Source organism: Aliiroseovarius sp. M344 (genome assembly GCF_025140835.1).
Classification (GTDB): domain Bacteria; phylum Pseudomonadota; class Alphaproteobacteria; order Rhodobacterales; family Rhodobacteraceae; genus Aliiroseovarius.
Map to the genome: position 1 here is coordinate 2983639 of NZ_CP081153.1, position 21560 is coordinate 3005198.

Below are 21560 nucleotides of genomic sequence, written 5' to 3' on the forward strand. Positions count from 1 at the left end.
TATGCATTCGTGTCCCGCTATCATTGGCCACGCGATTTTGTCGTAAACGCTTTGACGGCGTGGGTGCCGGGGCTCATCCTTGTGGCGCATCTGGGTGACCTGACATACGGCGTTGCCGCGATGACGTATCTGCTGGGATATCTCGCGTTCATCAGCATCTACGAGGTGGGATATCTGGCCAATGACACTTATGGGTTGCGCCACGACCCCACGCCCCGGCAACGCGTAGAGCTTATCCCATCGGCTGCCTTCACCCTCGCGTTTGTCGCCATTCGACTTACGGTGGTTCTGGCTGCCGCTGCAGCCTTGGGCGTCGCGATGGTGGGCCTATACTGGGCTTTCATTGCGGCCCTCGTTGCTGCGTTGATCGCCCATAACAGCCTGCGCGCTGTAGAGATGAAATTCTATACTTTCCTGCAATTGTCCCTGCTCAGATTCTCGCTTCCTGTCCTGCCGTTGCTGATTATCGCCGGGGATACGGTCGCCATACTGATCGTGTTTGCAACTGCACTTTTGCTGTTCAGCTTGCCGCGGTTCCTGACGTATCTGGACGCAAAGGGCCGGCTGTCTTTACCCGAGCGCAAGGCGCGTAGCTATCATCTTAGAACGCATATCGCTGTCTTCCCACTGATCACACTGTTGACCATTCTAACCGCCGAGCCTGCTCCAATGATCTGCTTGGTATGGGGGCTGGTCGTCCAAAGCATCTATGTGGCACGCGGCGCGGTGCCTTGGCGCGGGCAGGATGTGGCGCAACCGTGATATATGTCGCCATCTTCCTTGCATTGATTGCGCTTCGGCTTGCCACGGCCCGCCATCCCCGGCTGCGTGATCAAACCTATCCCATCCTATTGGCCACCTTGTTCGTTTTCGCGGCGTTCCGGCTTGAGGTTGGCTGCGACTGGAACGGGTATTACCGCCACTTTCTGATCCAACTCGACCTCGGCTTTACCGACGCCCTAAACAACCGCGAGCCAATATGGTGGGCGCTGGTGCAACTCATCGGGCAGTTGGGTTTAGGGTATCCATGGCTCAATGTCGCGTCGGCAGCGATTTTTTTCGCGGGCGTGCATGTCCTTGCGCGCCAGCAGCTCGATCGGCTGGGCTTCTTGATCCTTCTGTTTCCTGTCCTCACCCTCAACATGCCAATGTCCGGTATCCGGCAAGCAGCTTCGATTGGCATGATGTGCATGGCATTTGCGGCCTTCAATCAGGGTCGAACAGTGCGGTTCACCATTCACACCCTGATCGCCACCGGCATTCATGCGGGCGCAGGCGTTTTCTTGTTGATGGCCCCGTTGGTGGGGCGTGGCTGGATCAAAGCGCGGGTGTTTTCATCGTTGGTTCTGGCCGTGCCGGGTGTGTTCTTACTGGCTTCCGGCGACAGTGCTCAGCTTGCCATATCACGTTATGTCAATACAGGGGTCGACGCGCATGGTGCATTATATCGTGCGGGGCTGCTGGCACTGACGGCAGCGTTGTTTTTCATCATTCTGCGCCCCGCATGGCACGCGCGGTTTGGGTTTGACTACCGGCTATCGGTGCTGGGCGGATTGCTGATGCTGGCCACACTTCCGCTGGTTGGAGTCTCCAGCGTGATCGCCGACCGAATCGCCTATTTTCTTGTGCCGCTACAGGCCGTTGTTCTGGCGCGCATTCCATATCTTGGTCTCGGCACGGCGGGTGCCATCCTATCCGCAGCGTCTTACGCGGTGTTGTTGGTGATGCTGGCTGTCTGGGCGATTTACTCGACCCATTTTCATTACTGCTATCTGCCCTATGACACCTGGCTTTTTGCTTTGCCCGAGATCTATCAACTTCCAAACTGAGGTTATCCGATGCGAGTCCTATTGACCGTAAACGCTTCTTGGAATGCCCTGAATTTTCGGCGCCCGGTTATCGAGGCACTGCTGAAACAAGGTCACCACGTCACTGTTTTAGCGCCCCTTGACAACGCGGCGCACGCTTTGCGGGCGTTGGGGTGCGAGGTGGTGGACCTAAGCATGGACGTGCAAGGCTTGTCACCGCGCCAAGACGCCAAGTTGGTGGGGCGATTTACCCGGCATTTTGCGACCCTCAGGCCAGATGTAATCCTCAGCTATACGGTAAAGAACAACATTTTTGGTGCCGTCGCTGCGAAGCGGATGGGTATACCTTTCTTGCCTAATATTTCGGGCCTTGGGACGGGGTTTTTATCAGGCGGCGCGCTCAGGTTGGTGGTCGAAACGCTGTACCGCTTTGCTTTCCGAGGCCTGCCAGTCCTGTTCTTTCAGAACCCGGACGACCGGGATCTGTTCTTGAACCGAAAGCTGATAACGTCAAATCAACCGCGCCTTTTGCCCGGGTCCGGGGTTGATCTGAGCCATTTCGCGCCCGCGCCGCTACCGCGTAGCCGGGATACCGTCTTTTTGATGATTTCGCGGTTGCTGCGTGACAAGGGTGTAGGCGAGTATGTCGAGGCCGCGCGTCGTATCCGGGCCACCCGCAATGATCTGCGGTTTCAGATCCTAGGCTCGGTCGATGCGGCCAATCGATCTGCACTTTGTGTCACAGATCTGAACCGCTGGATAAAAGATGGCACTATCGAGCACTTGGGCGAACACTCCGATGTCCGACCCCATATCGCACAGGCGGATTGCGTGGTTCTGCCATCTTACCGTGAGGGGGCGCCACGCACATTGCTGGAAGCCGCAAGCATGGCTCGCCCCGTGATCACCACCGATGTGCCGGGCTGTCGGCATGTGGTAGACGATCAGGTCACAGGCCTTTTATGCGCCGTGCGTGATGTTGAAAGCCTGAGGCAAAGGGTCGAGTTGTTTGCTGACATGCCGACCCATGCCCGCCTTATGATGGGCGCTGCGGGTCGAGAGAAGATGTTGCGAGAATTTGACCAATCCATCGTCGTCGAGGCCTACTTAACGGCCATCGCGGATCTGACATCTGGCTCAGTTGGAACCACGCGCCAGACTGCGTCCCAATTGCGCGCATGAACCCTTGCCTACTCGATTACTGACGCGCCGCAATTCGGCAACACAATCGGCCGACCACACTTTCTATCAAAACAACCTATGGTTTTTTTAATGCCAATCTTTTGCAATCTTGATATGTATAGACCAAACACACAATCCCTGCTTGCCGGGACAGATTTCAGTCCTTGGCTCTGATCAACAGAGGAACCCATGCCCCATAACGGACTGCGCGCTTTTCTTCTGGGCACAAGCCTTCTTTTGATGGGATGCGGTGTGACCTATCACAGCCCGACGGTACAAAGTCAGGCCGCTGGTTTGAACGTGCAAGTGGTGCAGATCACCGCAAGCTCGGTCAAGCAAGCAAACCGCGCACCTTACAGCCCCATAGACCTGCCCGACGCGTTTCATTCGGTTGCCAGTGGATCCGGCATGCGCGGGATGGGCGCAATGCCCGACATCCCGCAAGGCCCTGGTCAATCGCGCCAAAAAATCGCCACCAATCTTCCCGCACAGGTGACCGCGCCTCGATACAAAATCGGAGTTGGCGACGTCGTGGTTATGGTGACCAAAAACTCCGCCAGTACAATCGAAGAGCTGGGCGGACTCCTCACCGCGCAGACTCAACGGCAGGGGTTTACAGTGCGCGACAACGGGATGATCTCGCTTCCCGACATCGGCCAGGTCAATATCGCCGGCAAAACTCTGGAAGACGCAGAAGACGCCCTATTCCAAGCCCTCGTTGCGAAAAAGATCGATCCGGCCTTCAGCTTGGAAATCACCGAGTTCAACTCGCAGCACGTCGCAGTTGGCGGGAAAGTTGCACGGACAGGTCTTGTGCCAGTCGCCTTGAAACCCCTGCGATTGGCCGACGCACTGGCGCAGGCAGGCGGCGTTACGGCGACCGACGTGGACACCACTCTGGTTCGGCTCTATCGCAACGGAACACTATATCAAGTGCCCGCCAGCGCTCTTCGTTCAGATGCGCGTGCCCGCGATCTGACCCTGCTGCCCGGCGACGCGATCTATGTTGATGAGAACTACAACTTTGACCGCGCGATGGCCTTTTACGAGACGCAGATTGCCGCGATAAGCATGAAACGCAGCGCACGCCTTCAAGCCATTTCGGAACTAGAAGCCGAGATGGCCGTGCAGCGCAGCGCCCTTGACGAACGACGCTCCAGCTTCTCTGCCCGCCGCGAGTTGGGGGCAGAGAAGCGTGACTATGTTTATCTTGCTGGCGAGGTCGCACAGCAGGGTCGCGTCGCCTTGCCTTATGGGCGTCAAGCAAGTCTGGCAGATGTGCTTTATGACGAGGGTGGATTTGATACGCGAACTGGTGACCCGGCTCAGATTTATGTGATCCGCCCCGGATCTGGCGCGGATGAAACCAAAGTCACCGCTTGGCATCTGGATGCCACCAACGTGATCAACCTGACGCTGGCCACCCGGATGCAAATGCGCCCCAATGACATCGTTTTCATCGAAGAACAGCCGATCACCAAGTGGTCGCGCGCCTTCGAACAAGCCTTCCCGATCCTGATCAACAAGTCAGTGAATGGCGACAGCGGCATCCCTTAAGGCGTTTCGTGCGTTTTGCCAAAAACTGGTGTCGCAGTTTTCTCGAAACGCTTTAGGTTGCGGAGTAATAGCCTTCAGCCACCCTGGAATATGCCGGGTTGGTTTCCCCGTATCCATACCGCGCCAATTCGACCGGCTTGACCTGAGACAAGACCATCCCTGTCACGCCACAGTGCGCCAACTCAAACTGCCGCAACCCTTCGGCTACCTGACGGCCTGTTGTCTTGTCCCAACCCACCATGAAAAGAACCGCATCGGCGTGGCGCGCGATCACTCTTGCGTCTGGCACTACAAGCACAGGCGGGCTGTCGATGACAATGATGTCATAGCTCGCGCGCGCCGTTTTCATCAGTTCTTCGAACCGACGCGAGGCAAAAATATCTGCGGCACTGGATTGCGACGTTTCCCCTAACAGCACATCGGCGACCAAGGCTGGAACGTGCTGCACGGCGTCTGATAGGGACACCTCGCCCGCCAATACGGAAACGATCCCACCTTTTGAGGTCGAAGGAAAATACCGCGCCAGTGTCCGGCGGCGAATGTCACCTTCGATCAACAAAACGCGCTTGCCCAGACCAGCCAGATTCTGCGCCAAAGCAACTGCGTGCGTGGTCTTCCCTTCACCTGGCAATGCTGAGGCCGTCAAGATGACTTGGGGCGGCTGGTCGATGTTCGACATCAAAAGCGAGGTGCGCAGGTTGCGAATGGCTTCGACGGAGGCGGCGGTGGGGTGTTGGGCCAGGAACTGCACCAGTTCACTACGATCATCGACGGGAAAGACAGGGATTTGCCCCATAACAGGCCTGCCGGTCGCTTCCTCCAATTCGTCCGCAGTCCGAAACCCGGAATGAATGAATTGCTTAGACAAAACATAAATACTCGCCACGGTCATCCCAACCAGCATCGACAGCAACATGATCCATGCCTTCCGGGGCGATTGATAAGTGCCCGCCGCCGCCGCCGAAAGCACACGCGCATCCGCCTGCTGCAATCCCCGAAGCGTACTGGCCTCTTTTAGCCGCGACAAAAGCGTTTCATATAGGACACGTGTCGCTTGGGCTTCACGTTCCAGCTGATGCAACTGGGCTAGGCCGTCGCCTTGTGTCGCGACGGTTGCCTCTAGCTCGTCAACTGACCGTTCAAGCGCTGACAGCTGCAACACCAACCGCTGCCGCGCTGTATGGAACTGGGCTTCGATCTGACCCAAGCGCACGTCAATCTGGGAAGCGTTTGCCAGGATTTTCTGGTCCGTAAGAAGGTTGGAAAGCTCTGCGTCGCTTGTCAGGGCTGCGATGGCGGCAATATCTCCAGACTGCCGAAACTGGTCAAATTGCTGCGCGTTGCTTTCAGCCTGTCGCGCCTTTTGGCTCAGGTCCGCCAGCCGCGCTCGCGCATCTTTCAGTCTTGCGTTGGTTAATGCCAGCGCTTCGACCGAGGTCAGCTCCATTCGCGCCTTGAGGCCAGAAATTGCGTCTTCACTCGCAGCCAAATCTTGTTGCAAGCTACCGACGCGCTGAGACAGCCACCTGACCGCATCCTCGGCTGCTGCAAATTTCGTATCCACCTGATCCTGAAGGTAAAGACGGGCCAGGCCATTGGCCATTTGAGCGGCCTTCTCGCGATCCTCAGACGTTATCGAAATCGAAAAAATGTGGGTGTTTCGTTGCACCCTTGCCGAGATGGCATCCCGCACATTTCGCACCACCTGATCCAGTTGCTCTGCTTCTAAAGCAACAGCAGTTGGACGCAGCGACGATGAAGTCGAGCCAGCGCTGCGCCGCAATACGGGATTGAATTCCGGATCACCAGCCAGCGCAAGCTCGTCAATCAGATCCAGTACCAGCCCTCGCGATTCAATAATGTGGAGTTCAGTGTTCATGTCGGTTTGATCTGCAGGCAAATCTTGAATGCCAACCGTCTGTCTGGTCACCGGATCGCTTGGTTGTTTTAGAACCAGCAAAGTCGTCGCCGCGTATTTGGGTCGTGCGACACCGAAACTGTAAATGCCACTTAACACCAGACTGAGCACGCCAACAGCAGCAATCAGTCTGCGCCCGCGCCAAAGGGCACGCGCAATGCGAACGAGATCCAGATCGTGGGTGCCAGGCTGGTCATGCTGCGCTACGGCACCATAAGGGCCCGCAAAGCCGTGCTGTATGTTCATTCAAGGACCCTCGTGAATTTTGTGACTATGGACGCGCACGCCGCTATCGTCCCTTAAGGCCGGTGACCGTCAGAAGCGTCCGCCAGAAGATCCAAGCTTCGAACCCTAGACTGCGATTGGCGATATAGTGGAGGTCAGCCTCAACCTTCTTAACCGTCGCCTCGGTGCCTTCTGCATAACCTATTTCGGTCTGCGCGAAGCCACTGATGCCCGGCAGCACAGCATGGCGGTCCCTGTAACCGGGAATGTTGTTTAAAAAAGTAATTGCGTGATCATAACAATCGGGCCGCGGGCCGATCAGGCTCATCTCCCCTCGCAAGACATTAATGATCTGGGGAAGTTCATCCAGCCGGCTCTGGCGCAACATCGCGCCCAAAAGGGTGATCCGCTCTTTTTCAAGCGGATCGTTCGCACCACGGCTGCGGCGGGATGGCGTCATCGAACGAAACTTCAACGCCATAAATGGAACGCAGTTCCGGCCCATCCGCGGCTGCATGAACAGGACTGGTCCAGGATTGACAGCCCAGTTCGCCAGCAAAAGAAAGGCCGCGACTACACATAGAATAGGAAGAAGAAGCAGGCTGAAACCGAGATCGAAAGCGCGTTTGCAAATGGCGAACCCTAACGGCGTACCAACGACAGGTTTCGCCTGTGTGGGATCCAAGCATCTTAATTGGCTCGGGGTTGTGCCGAAATCGTACATGAACTTTCTTATGGTTGTATTTTCTGTCTAAATGATCTCCTTTAGGTTGTTAGCACGATTTTAGTAAACTGCAAAACAATTTGATCTTCGCCAGACAAGCTGAGCTTTCTGCCGCAAACACGGCAGAAAGCGGCAATTAGTCCTCTGTCGGCACCGGGGACAGGCCAAGCAAGGGTATAGCCAACGCGGCATCAAGCCCGATGACGGCAACCAACAGATCAGCGCTCAGACTGGGAAAGCTGCCCGGGGACAGGGGCGACCAAATTTGCAGTGCGGCCTGAGCAATCGAAGCTGCAACAACATCCGCGTGTTGTGAATGGTCTGGTGCCCGCAATGGCTCTGCGGCCACTTGCGGAAAATGTGACCCGGCAAGCAGGGACGCCAACGCAAAGCGCTCGCCCTGACCATCTTCCCATGTTGCACTGCCAAAAGTCTTGGCATCCGCTGGAGTGTTGCCCACACACAAAGCGAACTGATTTGCCTCGGCAATCAAGTCTACGGGGCAAGCAATGGTGATACGAATGCTCATAGTGGTCCTTCCATCTGGGTTGCCAGCCACGCTTCAAGTTCAGCAATTTGCGCCAGATCGGGTTGCGTCGCTGCCGCAGTCCACACCTGCAATCCAAACAGGCGAAACGCGCCGGGGATACTGCCTGTTACAACGCCCAGCCCAACGCGAAGGGGGTGCAATCCAATGGACTGGGTAGTCAGATTTTGACTTGTGTTGATGACAACCACGCCATTCAGGCGCGCAGCAATATGACCAGCCGTTGCCTGAACCGTCACCACATTCCGTTCGTGATTTCCCCAAACCGACGGTGACGCAACATTGGTGGCCGACACACCCTGCTGTGCCATGCGGGAGTAATATTGAAAGCGGTCAATGTTTGGTCGAACGCCTGCTGACATGCCGTTTGTGCTTGAATGGCTGATCTCAGCAATATTCACGCGGGCTGTGCCCGACGTCGACAGCATTTGATATCCCAACACCATAGTTACCGGGTTTTTCACATCAAATGCAGCAGCGGTCAGAAGCCCATCATCGACGCCATCGGCCTCGACCCAATGGGTGGTGCCGTCCGTTCGATAGGTTGGTCGCGCTGCGCTGATCGCCTGTGACAGATCATGCCCGTTTGACGACAAATCTTTCCAAAGACCAACCGGCTGACTGTCAGCCGTAACAGCCAACGTGCCAGCCTGATCCTGAAACAATCCGTCAATCCGTGACGGGTCGAAAAAAACAGACGGAGAGAAGTCCAAGGGTGAAAACGGCGTCGGCGTGGACCCCGAAGGCCGGCGCAGTGCAAGCGCCGGAATATCATAGCCCAATCCCATCATCAGACGAGTACAAAGGCATGGATGCCAGAGGCAGTCGTCCCGGTGGCCAAAACCCGACTGACACCAACCGGCAGTATGGCATTGTCGCCGACAGCGACCACTCGATTGTGCCCGGCGACTGTTACGAAGGCGACTGCGCCGCCCGTTTCGACATAAAGTGCAACGGCAACATTGCTAAGATCTAAGGCATCAGAGGGCGTGACTGGCGCCATGTCGGTTGCGGGTCCACGTAAGGAAAGCGATCGGTTCTCGAAGGGGTTGGTCATCATATGCTCCTGACAATTTCGCACTTAGCTGCCCGCCATGCCGGAAAGACCGGCGGCGGTTTCGGATCGTCAGAGTCCTATGGCGAGAGTATTGAGGCGGTCTAACACGCCGGGGCGGGCGCTTTACGAACCGTTAAGCAACGACATCACAATTGAGCCTTTGTGATCGGTGGAATGACAGTCCGTGACGTTAGGTCGTGGCACAGTTGCGTCCACAATCCGTCCAACGTGCCCTTTCGGTTCTTCGGGTCGCGATAAATGCGCACCTCAAGATCGGTTGCCAGTCGTTCATCAACGATCGCCAACTGACCGACATCCAGCTCGTTTTTGCACAAACTCAGCGGAAGCCAACCCATGCCGAACCCTTCAAGAATCATTGCTTTGACGCTGTTGGCCAGTGCGTTTTGGTTCACAACAAGCAACTTTTGCGGTGTGATCGCCTGCTCTACAATAAAATCCTGAACAGCCCGCAACGCAGACACGGCTCCGTAGGACAGCAGCGGCATCGCATCCTTGCTTCCCGTTTTGAACTGGAATTCCGGTTCACCGCTCGTCTTGGTGCGGCACACCGGGACGAAGCGATCAACCGAAAGGGTCACGTGCTCGAAATTCGCCACTTCCAGCGGACCAAGAAAATCCATCGAGGGATGCCAATACGTCAAAATGACATCGCAATAGCTTTGCTGAAGCGCACTCACAAACTGGTCAGCGGCCCACGAGGTTGAATTCAGGTCCGTATCCACCCCACCCTTGCGAACCAAAGGCGCGATGAGGTTCTTGTAATGGGTCATGTAAAGAGACTGCGAGGTCGCAAACCGAATGACATTTTCGCTGGCTGCATCAATCGTCTGGCACCGTTCGATCGTCTCTTCAAATGTGCGCAGCATAATGCGCGCTTGGGACAGGAAAACCTCTCCTGCGGGTGTCAAAGCCAATGGCAGGGTTTCGCGGTTAATCAGCCGCACGCCAATCTCGTTTTCCAACGCACGAATACGTCGTGAGAAGGCAGGCTGGCTGACATTCCGTTCTTCCGCCGCGCGCGAGAAATTCTTGCACGCCACCAAAGCTTCAAAATCTCTGAGCCAAATAATATCCAACGACGCGGGTCCGTATCAGGCGCCGATCACCCCTCATCCAACCGGTTTTCTTCGACGGCGTGGCAAGCCACAAGACTGCCGTCGGGCTGGTGAATGGCTTTCGGCTTTTCACTACTACATCTGTTATTCGCAAACGCACAGCGGCTTTGGAAGGGACAACCTTGCGGCAAGTTGATCGGCGTCGGTATCTCGCCTTTCAAGCGGATATGGTTCGGCCGGTCATCCTTTAGCTGCGGCACTGCGGACAACAAAGCCCGAGTATAGGGGTGTTTTGGATTGGAAAACAGGGTGGCTGTCTCGGCGACCTCGCAGACCGACCCAAGATACAACACAGCAACCCGCGTGCCGAAGTGCTCCACAACGCTCAGATCGTGGGTGATGAACAGATAGGTAAGGCCCCGGCTTTCTTTGGCCTCAAGCATCAAATTCAGTACCTGCGCCTGAATGGACACGTCCAAAGCGCTGATCGGCTCATCCGCAATGATGAACTCGGGATCAACGGTCAACGCCCGCGAAATAGCGATCCTTTGCCTCTGCCCGCCAGAAAACTCGTGCGGATATCGCTTGGCCCAGGTTGGGTCGACACCGACGGACATCATCACCTCAACGACCTTGTCACGCACTTCGGCGGCCGAGAAAGACGGGTTATGGTGGCGAACTGGTTCTTCCAAAGCTTGGCGAATGGTCATGCGTGGGTTCAGCGATGCATACGGGTTCTGAAAGATCATCTGGATCTTGTTGCGCAACGGCTGCATCTGAGCGCGCGACAGATCGTCGATGCGCGACCCGTCGTAGTGGATCTCGCCTTTGGTTGGGGTCAACAAGCCCGCCACCAACCGCGCAACGGTGGATTTCCCACAGCCGCTTTCACCGACCACACACAGCGCCTCGCCCCGGTTCACATCCAATGTGACGTTGTTTACCGCATGCACGGCGCGCTTCTCGCGCGTGAACCGCCCATTGCGGAATTTGATCGTTTCAAGCCAGCCCTGATCTAGATCGAACTGTTTTTCGAGCGATTTGATTTCAACCAGCGGCGTTTGAACGTTCATGTCTTTCATGCGTTCTGCTCCTGTCGCTCACTGTCGGCCTGAAGGCGTTGAACTTCGTGGCAGGCCACCTGAACTTCGCCGTATTGCGCGATTTCAGGCAGGCGCGTGCGGCAAAGGTCAGTTGCATATTCGCAACGCGGATTGAAGGGGCAACCCGGCGGAATGTTCGTCAAAGACGGCATGTTGCCGGGTATCTGCCGTAACTTTTGTCCGGGCAACGTTTGTTGCGGCAGAGCGTTTATCAGACCCTGTGTATACGGGTGCTGCGGATCGTTGATGATCTCGCGCGTCCGTCCAGCCTCAATAATCCGGCCTGCATACATGACAAGCGTCCGCTCGGTCATCTGGCTGACAACGCCAAGGTCGTGAGTGATCAGGATCAGGCCGACTTTGTTGGACTGACACAGCTCCAGCAGAAGCTCCATGATGTCCGCCTGAATGGTCACATCCAACGCCGTTGTCGGCTCGTCTGCGATTATCAGCTGGGGATCAAGCAAAAGCGCGATTGCAATGATGATCCGCTGGCGCATGCCGCCCGACAATTCATGTGGGTATTGGTCCAGCCGCTCCTCGGGCGACGGTATGTAGACTTCGCGCAGTTTGACGATGGCAATCTGGCTTGCCTCTTCGCGGCTTAACTTGCGGTGGGCAAGCAAGGTTTCAATCATCTGCTGGCCGATGGTCAGAACCGGATTCAGCGTGACCATCGGGTCTTGAAAGATCATGGACATTTTGTCGCCGCGCAACTCACGCAGACGCTTGTCGCTCATCTTCACTACGTCTTCGCCGTCAAGCAAGATCTCGCCACGATCCACATAGCCGGGGCGGCTTATCAGGTTCATCAGCGAAAAGCCAGTGATAGACTTACCCGCGCCACTTTCACCAACGATGCCCAGACGCTCGCCCTTGGCCACATCGAACGAAATGCCGTTCAAGGCAGTTACGGTTTCGTCGCGCATGGCGAATTTGACGGTTAGGTCGCGAACTGAAAGCAATGACATCGCGTTACCCCTTATAAAGTTTCGGGTTCAGGACATCACGCATCCAGTCGCCCAGCAGGTTGATAACCAGCACAAGAATGACCAGCACAACACCGGGGATCACTGTAATCCACCAGCTGCCTGAAAAGATGTAGTCAAACCCGGATGAGATCAGCGACCCAAGCGACGGCTGGCTGGGCGGCATACCCAAACCAAGAAAGCTGAGAGAGGCCTCAGAAATGATCGCGTTGGCCACCTGAACGGTCGAAATGACAAAGATCGGCGACAGGGAATTGGGAAGAATGTGACGCACCATGATCCGTCCGGGCCCGAAGCCCAGCACACGGGCGCTGTCGACATATTCCTTCTTCTTCTCGGCCAGAACCGTGGCACGCACGGTCCGTGCATATTGCGGCCATTCAGCCACGCCAATCACCGCAATCAGGAAGAACACGGCGTAACGGTTGAACGTTTCTGTCCCGAACATCGCTTGCGTGACCGCCAGAAAGATGATGGCAACCATAAGCGTTGAAAACGAGAGCTGAATGTCAGCCATCCGCATCAACAGGTTATCCAACCGCCCGCCAATATAGCCTGCGATCAGGCCGATCGAGATGCCAAGGAAGGCTTGGAGCGCAACGGCGCAGATCCCGATCAACAAGGAAAGACGTGTGCCATACAAGATCGTTGACCAAAGGTCGCGCCCCTGGTCATCAGTGCCCAGAATGAATTCGGGCAGCGCCCCATTGACCCATGCCGGCGGATATTCCGAGTTCATGATGTCAATTTGTGCCGGGTCATATGGATCATAGGGTGCAATCAAGGGCGCAAAGAACGCTGCAATCGCGATCAATGCAAAGATGATCAGGCTAACCACAGCCACCGGGTTTCGCCGGAAACTGTACGCCATGTTCGAGTTCACGATTTTTGACCAACGCGAAGGCTCTGTGTTCGGGGAAATCGTCTCGGTGCTCATGCGCCCATCCTCGCCAGATTAACGGTTGGGTTGACCAGTCCATAGATCAGGTCGACGATCGTGTTGGTTACAACGAAGATGAACCCGACGACGATCAGATAAGCAACGATCAGCGGGGTATCGACGCGGTTCACAGCCTCAAGAAACATAAAGCCCATGCCCGGCCACTGGAACACGGTCTCGGTCAGGATGGTATAGGCCACCATGGTGCCGATCTGCACACCGCCAACGGTGATCACCGGCAACAACGTGTTTTTCAACGCATGCACGAAATAGATGCGCCATGGCCTAATGCCCTTGGCAACCGCGTATTTCACATACTCTGATTGAAGCACCTCCATCATTTCCGCACGGATCAGGCGGACAAAAAGCGGCAGCATGATCGATGCCAGCGCGATAGAAGGCAAAATGATGTGCATCCACCCGTCTGCAGTTGCGAAGTTGGTCTCCCAGTACCCCCACACCTGCACGACATCACCGCGCCCGAAGGACGGAAACCAGCCATAGTTCACTGAGAATACGAAGATCATTAGAATGGCGGTCAGAAATACTGGCACCGAAATGCCGATGATCGACAGGCCCATGATGATGCGGCTCAAGATCGTATCGGGTTTGATAGCGGTATAGACGCCAAGTGGGATCGAAAGCCCGATGATGATGATCGTGGCACCCAGAACCAATTCCAACGTCGCAGGTAATTTCTTCATGATCACATCAAGCGCCGGTTCTTTAAAGAAATAGGATGTGCCCAGATCCCCCTGAAGCGCATTTCCGGCAAAGCGCAGGTACTGCGTCATGAAACTGTCGTTCAGGCCGAGTTCATCGCGCAGCTGCTGACGAACTTCTTCGGATACAGACTGGCCAACCAACTCGCGCAGCGGGTCGCCAAGATTGCCCTGGATGGCAAAGGCAATCAGCGAGATGACGAACATCACGGCAATCGCCTGAAAAACTCGCTTCACGAGATAGGCAAACATGAGAACTACCTTATTCGATAGAGTTTGTGTTGCGTTGATCCAGCCAACAACTCGGAAATTAGGCCGTCACGCAACCAAAGCGCAAACCGGGCCAGTGTCACGCACCAGCCCGGTTGCTGTTTGTCTTATTCGACGACCATGTCACCGAAGTAAGGGAAGTTCAGGGCATTCACGATATCACCCGAGTTCATACCCGACTTTGAACCCCAAGCCAGATCCTGCCAATGCAGCGGGATAAAGGCGGCTTCTTCGTACAGAATGCCTTCCAGCTTTTGCAGCATCTCAGCACGTTTCGCCGGGTCAGTCTCGGTATTCGAGGCTTTCATCAGCTCGTCTGCTTCGGTGTTGCAGTAAGCACCCGAATTATACTGGCCGTTACCAGTCGCTTCGTCGGGACATGCCGACAGGAACTGGTGGAAGTTAGCCGAATCTTCCGTATCTGCATGCCAGCCAATCATCATCATATCAGCGGCGCGCTCATCGAACGCGGGCCAGTATTGCGCTTTCGGCATTGTTTGCAGGTCAACCTTGATATTGATCTGCGCCAGCATCGACGCAACAGCCTGTGCAATTTTGTCGTCGTTCACATAGCGGTTGTTCGGCGCCATCATGGTGATCGAGAAACCATCAGCAAAACCTGCATCCGCCATCAGCGCCTTGGCTTTTTCCACGTCGAAACGTGGGGTCAAAGCGGGGTCATGGCCCAGATAACCGGCCGGGCTCGCTTGTGCGCCAACAGTGCCAAAGCCACGCATGATGCGGTCAACGATACCTGCGTTGTTCACAGCATAGTCAATGGCTTGACGAACGCGTGCGTCTTTGAAGGCTTCTACGCGGTTCTGGTTCATTTGGAAGGTGATGATCCGGGTTCCCGGCATGGTGATCAGGTCAACGCCTTCGGCATCTGCCACACGTTGCAGATCGGTCGGCGGAACAGGCGCAATAAAGTCAACGTCACCCGACAGAAGCGCGGCCACACGGGTCGGGTCTTCTTTAATCGGGGTCAGGACGATCGTGTCCACGTTGCCTTTGCTGTCCGCATCCCAGTAGTCGGCGAAACGGTTGAACACGACTTTCACGCCCTGCTCGCGTTCGCTGATGGTGTAAGGACCTGTGCCCGAAACATTGCGCGATGCAAAGCTATCGCCATGCTTGACGATCTCGCCTTTGTCTTTGCCGTCGTCGGTCATACCGGTGTAATACGCGCTGTCCATCGGGAAGATGTACGTCGCGGTGTGCAGCACCAGTGGATAGGGCTCTGAGGTTTTCAGATCGAACGTCATATCGTCGATCACTTCAACATCAGTGAATTGTGCAAAGATGCCTTTGAAGTCGTCACTTGACTTCAAGCGATCAAAGGTCCAATCGACATCTTTTGCGGTCAACATGTTGCCCGAGTGGAACTTAACACCGCTCTTCAACTTAAAGCGCATGGTGGTGTCGTCGATCTGCTCCCAGCTTTCGGCAAGGCGCGGTTCGAACTGAAGGTCCTGTGTCCAGCGCACCAGCGGGTCAAAGACCATGTGCGACAATTGCAACGTGCCGCCCGAAAGCTGCTCGTGCGGGTCCAGCGAGACCGGGTCAGCGTCATAGGCGACGCGGACGGTGTTTTCGGCATAAGCTGCCGACGCCATTGTCGCCACAACGGCTGCAGCCGTCAGGCTTCTGACAAATTTCGTCATTGAGTTACTCCCCTGTGTTTGTGACCGCGACGCTAGCGCTCAGGCAGTGACAAGCGCAAATGCCGATAACGAATAGCCGATGCAAGGGACGCATGAGGCGCCTCAACTGCCTTCGACAGCAGACGGTTCGACCTCAATCTTTACGGAGAGGTCTTGAAACCTTTTACGGCTACGTGTAGTTATAGAGCTATAACTTTAGTGCGTGAGGCGCGCGATGAAGACGCATCTTTCCAAATCCGCCCGCTGGACCAAACCGATTGCGGTGATCGCTCTCATCTTTGGTGTCTTGACCGTCATTTCCGGTGGCAACGTGTTATTTGGCCCAGCCCAGGCACGGGAAATGGCGGGAAACTATCTGCCATTTGTCGTTTGGTTCAATTTCTTGGCAGGCTTTGCATATATAACTGCGGCAATCGGCTTGTGGATGGGCAAGGGCTGGGCAGTCTGGCTTGCCGGATTCATTGCGGCAGCGACCGCCGTCATCATCCTTGGGTTTGCCATCGCAATCATTCGCGGCAGTGCTTTTGAGATGCGCACGGTTGGTGCTCTTGCCTTCCGATTCTTATTCTGGACCTTGATTGCCGCCGCGATGCGACCACGGGCGACAGCGCAATGAGGGCGCGAAAGCCATCCGGGGACCGCAAGGCCGAAATCCTTGATGCGACCCTAAAGCTGGCTTTTGAGGTCGGTCCCGATCACGTGACAACGGGCAAAATCGCTGCGCAACTTGGATTGACGCAGCCGGCAATTTACAAACACTTCCCCAGGAAAGAAGACATATGGCAGGCCGCCACCGAAAAACTGTGTGCTGGTATCTCTGAAAACACCAGAATCGGCACCCAGCCTGACAGGCCACCGCTGGATTGCCTCCGGGGTCTGGTTCTGGGTCATCTGCGTCTGGTCACAGAATTCCCCGCCCTACCGGAAATAATGGTTACCCGTGACCCAACCGGAAGGCTGACTGACGCACGCCGTCGTATACAGGCCGCGATGAACGATCTTCGCGCGGCAATGACCCTTTGCTTGGAAAAGCTTCGTCCGGTTGGCGGGTTGCGCACCGAAGACTGCGTGACGCTGCTGTTTGGCGTTATCCAAAGCCTCGTGTTGCGGCTCATTGTGTCCCGCGACCCCAGCCAGCTCGTCGATCAGGGCGAACGCCTTCTTGACCTGCAATTATCGCTCTTGAAGCTCGAAGGAGACCCTCAATGAGAAACGGTCTTAAATTGGTCCTGATCACCCTTCCTATCGCGATGGTCGGGGCTGGCATACTGGCCTTTGTCATATCAAACAGTGCGCCTCCGAAGCAGATAGAGCTTGCCGAGCGCGCCAGCGCAGTGCGTGTGATCACCGCCGAAACACGGGTAATTTCACCAAAACTTGTCGGTTTCGGTGTCGTCTCCCCTGCCCGCACCTTTGATGCAATTGCCGAGGTCGGTGGCAAGATTGAATATGTAAACCCTGCGCTGCGCGACGGGCAGATCCTACCTGCCGGTTCTGTGTTGCTACGGCTATCGCCCACTGATTTTAATCTTGCTATCGCGCAGGCCAACGCGAATATCCGCGCCGCCGAAGCGCGTCTTGCTGAATTTGAGGTGTCAGAAGCGAACCAGCGCGCCGCCCTTGAAATTGAACGCGAGGCGTTGGCGTTGAAGGCATCCGAACTGGCCCGTGCTGATACATTGTTCAAGGCAGGGACCATGACACAAACGGCCCGCGACGGCGCTCGTTCAGCACATCTGGCGCAGCGGCAAAAGGTGCAAGGTATCGAAGGCACGCTTGCGCTTCTTCCGACCCAGCGTGCGGTGCAAACCGAACAGATCGCGCTTTATCGAACTAACTTGGAAACTGCGCAACTGAACCTTGAACGCAGTGAAATGACGCTGCCCTTTATCGCACGCGTGGCCACACACTCGGTCGAAGTTGGGCAATTCCTGAAAGTCGGTCAGTCCGCCGCCACTTTGGACGGTGTCAATCAAGCCGAGGTCGTCGTTCAGGTTTCCTTGGACAGCTTTCGCCGCCTGGTAACGTCGCGCCAATCCGGGACCGCCAACTTGCCACTGGATCCTGCGCAGATGACCGAAACGCTGCATGGGTTGGGGTTGACCGCGCGGGTGCGATTGCGTCTGGGCGACGAAGTGGTGAGTTGGAACGCAACCGTGGACCGGATCAGCGATGGCATTGATCCAAAAACCGGTACGGTCGGCGTGGTTGTGCAGGTCAACAACGCCTATGGCCAGTCCGGGAGCGGCAACCGTCCACCGCTCACCAAGGGCATGTTTGTCGACGTTACGCTAAGTTCTGCGCCGGTCACGGGCATTGTTCTACCGCGCAGCGCTCTGCGTGACGGACAAGTATTTATCGCCGACCCCGACAACCGACTGCGCATTGTCCCGGTTAAGCCGCTGCTGGTGCAAGGCGGGATCGCCATCTTTAACAACGATATTACTGAAGGCAGCAAAGTTGTCCTGACCCCACCCATCCCAGTGATCAAGGGCGCTTTGCTGGATCCGCACCCAGACACCGAATTGATGCGCATCCTTCTCGAAAAGGATTTGTCAGAATGATCCGTTTTTTCGCGGCTCACCCGACAATCGCCAATCTACTGATGATCCTGTTCCTGGCAGCTGGTCTGTTCGTCAGCCCAACGCTGCTGCGTGAAACGTTTCCACGCGCGACCCCGAGCGAAGTCGAGATCAGCGTACCCTATCCCGGCGCCCGGCCCGAGGAGGTCGAGACCGCCATTTGTGAGCGGATTGAAAACGCGATGAGTGCGGTGACAGGCATCAATCAACAGGCCTGTGAAGCGCGCGAGAACTCCGCGCGCGCGGTGGTTAAGATGCGCGAAGGCGATGACTTTCAAGCCTTTGTCGCCGACGTGAAATCAGAGGTCGACGCGATCACCGACTTCCCAGACCGCGCCGAGGCCGCCACGATTAGACCATTGGGACAGACCGACTTCGTCGCCTCCGTTGCGATCACTGGCCCCAAAAACCGCACCGACCTCAAGGACTACGCCGAGCAAGTGCGCACCGACATGCTGCGCTGGGGCGGCATCCCAAAGGTTGACATCCGCGGCTTTTCCACTCGTGAACTGCAAATCAATTTGCACCCCGGCGACTTACAGAAATTCGGTGTTTCTGTCTCAGATATCGCACGGGCCATTCAGGCCAGCAGCTTGGATCTGCCGGCTGGAAGCCTAGAAGCCATTAATGAAACACTTCTGGTCCGTGTGGCCGAGGAGCGGCGCGATACCGCCACTCTGGCCGCGTTGATCGTCCGGTCGTCTGAACAGGGCGGGCAAGTGCGCTTGGGTGACATCGCCGATATCACCGAAGGGTTCGCGCTGGATGATGATACGATCCTGTTCGACGGCGAACCTGCCGCGATCCTTGATATCACCAAAACGCGCGCCGAAGACAGCCTGCGCACAATGGACGCGTTAAAATCCTATCTAGACGCCGAACGCGCACAGGCACCGCCCGGCGTGACGCTTGAGATCACGGCTGACGGTGTTTCTGTTGTGCGGGACCGGCTTACCTTGGTGGTGGTCAACGGACTACAGGGGCTTGCGTTAGTATTCCTTGTACTTTGGCTCTTCTTCGGGTTCCGGTTTTCCTTCTGGGTCGCGATGGGTCTGCCTGTGTCATTCATGGGCGGCGTCGCTTTGATGGGCTTGGTCGGATACTCGCTGAACCTCATGACAACGCTGGGCCTGCTGATCGTGATCGGACTTCTGATGGACGACGCCATCGTGATCGCTGAAAATATCGCCCGTTTGCGTGAAAAGGGTCGAAGCGCACTGGACGCCGCTGTTGAAGGCGCTGCACAGGTATTTCCCAACGTGGTCGCCTCGTTCGGCACGACGGCAATGATTTTCGGGTCACTTGCTTTTCTGTCCGGTGACCTCGGCGCGGTGCTGCGCGTTGTCCCCGTAGTGATGCTGTTTGTCCTGATGGTATCACTGGTCGAGGCATTCTTGATCTTGCCGCACCACCTGATCCACAGTTTGGAGGTGTCCAGTCACACCACCGGTGTTCGGGTGCATGTCGAAAATGCGGTGACGTGGACGCGCGACCGGGTTGTCGGTCCATTGGTCGATCTGACAATCCGCTGGCGATATGCTGTTGCGGGCGCAAGCTTCGCGGTGCTGCTCATTGCAGCCAGTATGTTGGCAGGCGGGTATCTGAAGTTCACCGCTTTCCCAGAACTGGATGGCGATACCATCGTGGCGCGTGTGCTGCTGCCTCAAGGCACTCCCATCTCGCGCACAGAGCAGATCGTAGCTCAGTTAGAAGACGGTCTGAACGACGTAAATGCCACCCTGACACCCGAACAACCCGAAGGCGCGACCCTGATCCGTCATGTCACGGTCTTTTATGGCTTCAATCGGGATGCCTTTGAAACTGGCGCCCATGTGGTGACGCTCAGCGTTGATCTGCTGCCGTCTGCCAAGCGGGTCAGCACGCCAGACGAAATCATGGAGCTTTGGCGCGACACGGTCGGACCAGTGCCCGACGTGATCAGCTTGAAATATGCAGAATCCACCATAGGCCCCGCCGGGATCGCAATCGACTTGCATCTGAAGGGCGATGATCTGGGTGCACTCAAAGCCGCCTCGGTCGAGCTGCAAAACTGGCTTTGGCAATACCAAGGCGTGACGTCCATCTTGGATGACCTTCGTCCGGGCAAGCGCGAATTGCGCGTCACGCTTAAAGATGCCGCCGGACCGATGGGAATCACCGCTGCGACGGTCGCGGATCAATTGCGAGCGGCCTATCTGGGCACCACAATCAGCGAAATGCAGATCGCAGGCAGCCTTGTTGAAGTAACCGCTCAATTCGGCACGCAAGAACGTGGCAGTCACGATGTTTTTGACAATTTCAACATCACCCGCGCTGACGGCTCTTATGTGCCGCTGTCGGTCGTGGCTCAGGTCGAGATTGGTCAGGGTTACAGCCGCATCAACCGCGAGGACGGTGTCCGCAGTGTTACCGTTCAGGGCTCAATCGACACGCGCACCGCAAATGCCAATGCCATCGTTAGCGATACGATGACCCGGTTTGCCCCCGGCCTGTTGGAGCGCCACCCCGGCGTAACCCTTGATGTCGAAGGTCAGAATGCCGAAGCAGGGAAAACACAGCAATCCATGCTCAAAGGCTTTGTGATCGGGCTTTTGGGTGTATTCCTGCTGCTTAGTTTCCTGTTCCGATCTTACCTTGAGCCGATCGTGGTGATGCTGGTCATTCCACTTTCCCTGCCCGGCGCGATCTTTGGCCATATGGTGATGGGATTGGATTTCTCGATGCCCAGCATGTTGGGGTTCGTCGCGCTTGCTGGGGTTGTTGTGAACAACTCGATTCTGTTGGTGGATTTTATCAAACACGAACACGAAGGCGCACAAAACGTATCTCAGGCTGCGGCCCGTGCGGCACGAGCACGTTTCAGAGCAATTTTTCTCACCACCACCACCACGACTGCAGGACTATTGCCCATCCTGACGGAAACGAGTCTGCAAGCACAGATTCTTATCCCATTGGTGGCCAGCCTAGTCTTCGGCCTGCTCAGCGCCAGCCTTGTGGTCCTGTTCGTTCTTCCCGCCATTTACGCCATACTGGATGACCTTCACCTCAGCACACTGGCAAAAATGAAAACGGCTTGAGGCAGGAATATCCGATGCGCGCGCGACACCGATCAAAACCGGCAGCATCTTCATTGCTTTTTTGGTGTAAGATGACACGTGGTTTGTCTCCTAAAAATCGACCAAGCACCTGATTTCAA

Annotated in this window: 19 protein-coding genes; 8 read left to right on the top strand and 11 right to left on the bottom strand. The window is 56.1% G+C overall.

Annotated features, from left to right (window positions below; all coding sequences use genetic code 11):
* Positions 1-9: 9 nt before the first annotated feature.
* The 4 genes from K3556_RS14650 to K3556_RS14665 all read left to right on the top strand — a co-directional run bounded on the left by K3556_RS14650 (position 10) and on the right by K3556_RS14665 (position 4547).
* Positions 10-762 carry a hypothetical protein gene (locus K3556_RS14650; protein WP_260517494.1) on the top strand — a complete coding sequence of 251 codons (753 nt, stop codon included), beginning with the start codon at positions 10-12 and terminating at the stop codon, positions 760-762.
* Positions 759-1829, top strand: coding sequence for an EpsG family protein (locus tag K3556_RS14655; protein ID WP_260517495.1), 1071 nt, complete (start codon positions 759-761; stop codon positions 1827-1829). The genes K3556_RS14650 and K3556_RS14655 overlap by 4 nt, the downstream gene beginning before the upstream one ends.
* A 9-nt stretch (positions 1830-1838) precedes the next feature.
* Positions 1839-2990: a glycosyltransferase family 4 protein gene (locus K3556_RS14660; protein WP_260517496.1), complete on the top strand. Its 1152-nt coding sequence runs from the start codon at positions 1839-1841 to the stop codon at positions 2988-2990.
* 189 nt (positions 2991-3179) lie between these two features.
* On the top strand, positions 3180-4547 hold the full coding sequence (locus K3556_RS14665) for a polysaccharide biosynthesis/export family protein (protein WP_260517497.1): 1368 nt from the start codon (positions 3180-3182) through the stop codon (positions 4545-4547).
* A 52-nt stretch (positions 4548-4599) separates the two neighbouring features.
* Here K3556_RS14665 and K3556_RS14670 read toward each other — a convergent pair whose 3' ends face one another.
* The 11 genes from K3556_RS14670 to K3556_RS14720 form a co-directional block, all read right to left on the bottom strand.
* Complete coding sequence (locus tag K3556_RS14670) at positions 4600-6711, bottom strand: Wzz/FepE/Etk N-terminal domain-containing protein (protein WP_260517498.1); 2112 nt, start codon at positions 6709-6711, stop codon at positions 4600-4602.
* Between the two features lie 43 nt (positions 6712-6754).
* Positions 6755-7414, bottom strand: coding sequence for a sugar transferase (locus K3556_RS14675; RefSeq protein WP_260517499.1), 660 nt, complete (start codon positions 7412-7414; stop codon positions 6755-6757).
* Positions 7415-7550: 136 nt separating this feature from the next.
* Entirely contained in the window at positions 7551-7943 is a 393-nt protein-coding gene (locus K3556_RS14680; RefSeq protein WP_260517500.1) for a hypothetical protein, read from the bottom strand.
* Positions 7940-8749: a hypothetical protein gene (locus K3556_RS14685; RefSeq protein ID WP_260517501.1), complete on the bottom strand. Its 810-nt coding sequence runs from the start codon at positions 8747-8749 to the stop codon at positions 7940-7942. The genes K3556_RS14680 and K3556_RS14685 overlap by 4 nt, the downstream gene beginning before the upstream one ends.
* Positions 8750-8751: 2 nt before the next feature.
* On the bottom strand, positions 8752-9018 hold the full coding sequence (locus tag K3556_RS14690) for a hypothetical protein (protein WP_260517502.1): 267 nt from the start codon (positions 9016-9018) through the stop codon (positions 8752-8754).
* Between the two features lie 146 nt (positions 9019-9164).
* Positions 9165-10115: a LysR family transcriptional regulator gene (locus K3556_RS14695; RefSeq protein ID WP_260517503.1), complete on the bottom strand. Its 951-nt coding sequence runs from the start codon at positions 10113-10115 to the stop codon at positions 9165-9167.
* 26 nt (positions 10116-10141) lie between these two features.
* Positions 10142-11176 carry an ABC transporter ATP-binding protein gene (locus K3556_RS14700; RefSeq protein ID WP_260517504.1) on the bottom strand — a complete coding sequence of 345 codons (1035 nt, stop codon included), beginning with the start codon at positions 11174-11176 and terminating at the stop codon, positions 10142-10144.
* Positions 11173-12168 (bottom strand): ABC transporter ATP-binding protein, encoded by a 996-nt coding sequence (locus tag K3556_RS14705; protein WP_260517505.1) that lies wholly within the window; start codon positions 12166-12168, stop codon positions 11173-11175. Before K3556_RS14705 ends, K3556_RS14700 begins: the two co-directional genes overlap by 4 nt.
* Before the next feature lie 4 nt (positions 12169-12172).
* Positions 12173-13123 (bottom strand): ABC transporter permease, encoded by a 951-nt coding sequence (locus K3556_RS14710; RefSeq protein WP_260517506.1) that lies wholly within the window; start codon positions 13121-13123, stop codon positions 12173-12175.
* On the bottom strand, positions 13120-14100 hold the full coding sequence (locus K3556_RS14715) for an ABC transporter permease (protein ID WP_260517507.1): 981 nt from the start codon (positions 14098-14100) through the stop codon (positions 13120-13122). Before K3556_RS14715 ends, K3556_RS14710 begins: the two co-directional genes overlap by 4 nt.
* Positions 14101-14225: 125 nt before the next feature.
* Complete coding sequence (locus tag K3556_RS14720; RefSeq protein ID WP_260517508.1) at positions 14226-15782, bottom strand: ABC transporter substrate-binding protein; 1557 nt, start codon at positions 15780-15782, stop codon at positions 14226-14228.
* Positions 15783-15996: 214 nt separating this feature from the next.
* Between K3556_RS14720 and K3556_RS14725 the strand changes: the two genes are divergently transcribed.
* The 4 genes from K3556_RS14725 to K3556_RS14740 are packed head-to-tail and all read left to right on the top strand — an operon-like array spanning position 15997 to position 21441.
* Positions 15997-16398 (top strand): hypothetical protein, encoded by a 402-nt coding sequence (locus K3556_RS14725; RefSeq protein WP_260517509.1) that lies wholly within the window; start codon positions 15997-15999, stop codon positions 16396-16398.
* Positions 16395-16991: a TetR/AcrR family transcriptional regulator gene (locus tag K3556_RS14730; RefSeq protein WP_260517510.1), complete on the top strand. Its 597-nt coding sequence runs from the start codon at positions 16395-16397 to the stop codon at positions 16989-16991. The genes K3556_RS14725 and K3556_RS14730 overlap by 4 nt, the downstream gene beginning before the upstream one ends.
* A complete protein-coding gene (locus K3556_RS14735) occupies positions 16988-18346 on the top strand; it encodes an efflux RND transporter periplasmic adaptor subunit (RefSeq protein ID WP_260517511.1) in 1359 nt (452 codons plus the stop codon). Before K3556_RS14730 ends, K3556_RS14735 begins: the two co-directional genes overlap by 4 nt.
* On the top strand, positions 18343-21441 hold the full coding sequence (locus K3556_RS14740) for an efflux RND transporter permease subunit (RefSeq protein ID WP_260517512.1): 3099 nt from the start codon (positions 18343-18345) through the stop codon (positions 21439-21441). The genes K3556_RS14735 and K3556_RS14740 overlap by 4 nt, the downstream gene beginning before the upstream one ends.
* The last annotated feature ends 119 nt before the right edge of the window (positions 21442-21560 follow it).

Bases quoted from the DNA above. Each gene is read 5' to 3' on its own strand.
- K3556_RS14660 (WP_260517496.1), top strand. From the start codon at position 1,839: ATGCGAGTCCTATTGACCGTAAACGCTTCTTGGAATGCCCTGAATTTT.
- K3556_RS14665 (WP_260517497.1), top strand. From the start codon at position 3,180: ATGCCCCATAACGGACTGCGCGCTTTTCTTCTGGGCACAAGCCTTCTT.
- K3556_RS14670 (WP_260517498.1), bottom strand. From the start codon at position 6,711: ATGAACATACAGCACGGCTTTGCGGGCCCTTATGGTGCCGTAGCGCAG.
- K3556_RS14675 (WP_260517499.1), bottom strand. From the start codon at position 7,414: ATGTACGATTTCGGCACAACCCCGAGCCAATTAAGATGCTTGGATCCC.
- K3556_RS14680 (WP_260517500.1), bottom strand. From the start codon at position 7,943: ATGAGCATTCGTATCACCATTGCTTGCCCCGTAGACTTGATTGCCGAG.
- K3556_RS14685 (WP_260517501.1), bottom strand. From the start codon at position 8,749: ATGGGATTGGGCTATGATATTCCGGCGCTTGCACTGCGCCGGCCTTCG.
- K3556_RS14690 (WP_260517502.1), bottom strand. From the start codon at position 9,018: ATGACCAACCCCTTCGAGAACCGATCGCTTTCCTTACGTGGACCCGCA.
- K3556_RS14700 (WP_260517504.1), bottom strand. From the start codon at position 11,176: ATGAAAGACATGAACGTTCAAACGCCGCTGGTTGAAATCAAATCGCTC.
- K3556_RS14705 (WP_260517505.1), bottom strand. From the start codon at position 12,168: ATGTCATTGCTTTCAGTTCGCGACCTAACCGTCAAATTCGCCATGCGC.
- K3556_RS14710 (WP_260517506.1), bottom strand. From the start codon at position 13,123: ATGAGCACCGAGACGATTTCCCCGAACACAGAGCCTTCGCGTTGGTCA.
- K3556_RS14715 (WP_260517507.1), bottom strand. From the start codon at position 14,100: ATGTTTGCCTATCTCGTGAAGCGAGTTTTTCAGGCGATTGCCGTGATG.
- K3556_RS14720 (WP_260517508.1), bottom strand. From the start codon at position 15,782: ATGACGAAATTTGTCAGAAGCCTGACGGCTGCAGCCGTTGTGGCGACA.
- K3556_RS14725 (WP_260517509.1), top strand. From the start codon at position 15,997: ATGAAGACGCATCTTTCCAAATCCGCCCGCTGGACCAAACCGATTGCG.
- K3556_RS14730 (WP_260517510.1), top strand. From the start codon at position 16,395: ATGAGGGCGCGAAAGCCATCCGGGGACCGCAAGGCCGAAATCCTTGAT.
- K3556_RS14735 (WP_260517511.1), top strand. From the start codon at position 16,988: ATGAGAAACGGTCTTAAATTGGTCCTGATCACCCTTCCTATCGCGATG.
- K3556_RS14740 (WP_260517512.1), top strand. From the start codon at position 18,343: ATGATCCGTTTTTTCGCGGCTCACCCGACAATCGCCAATCTACTGATG.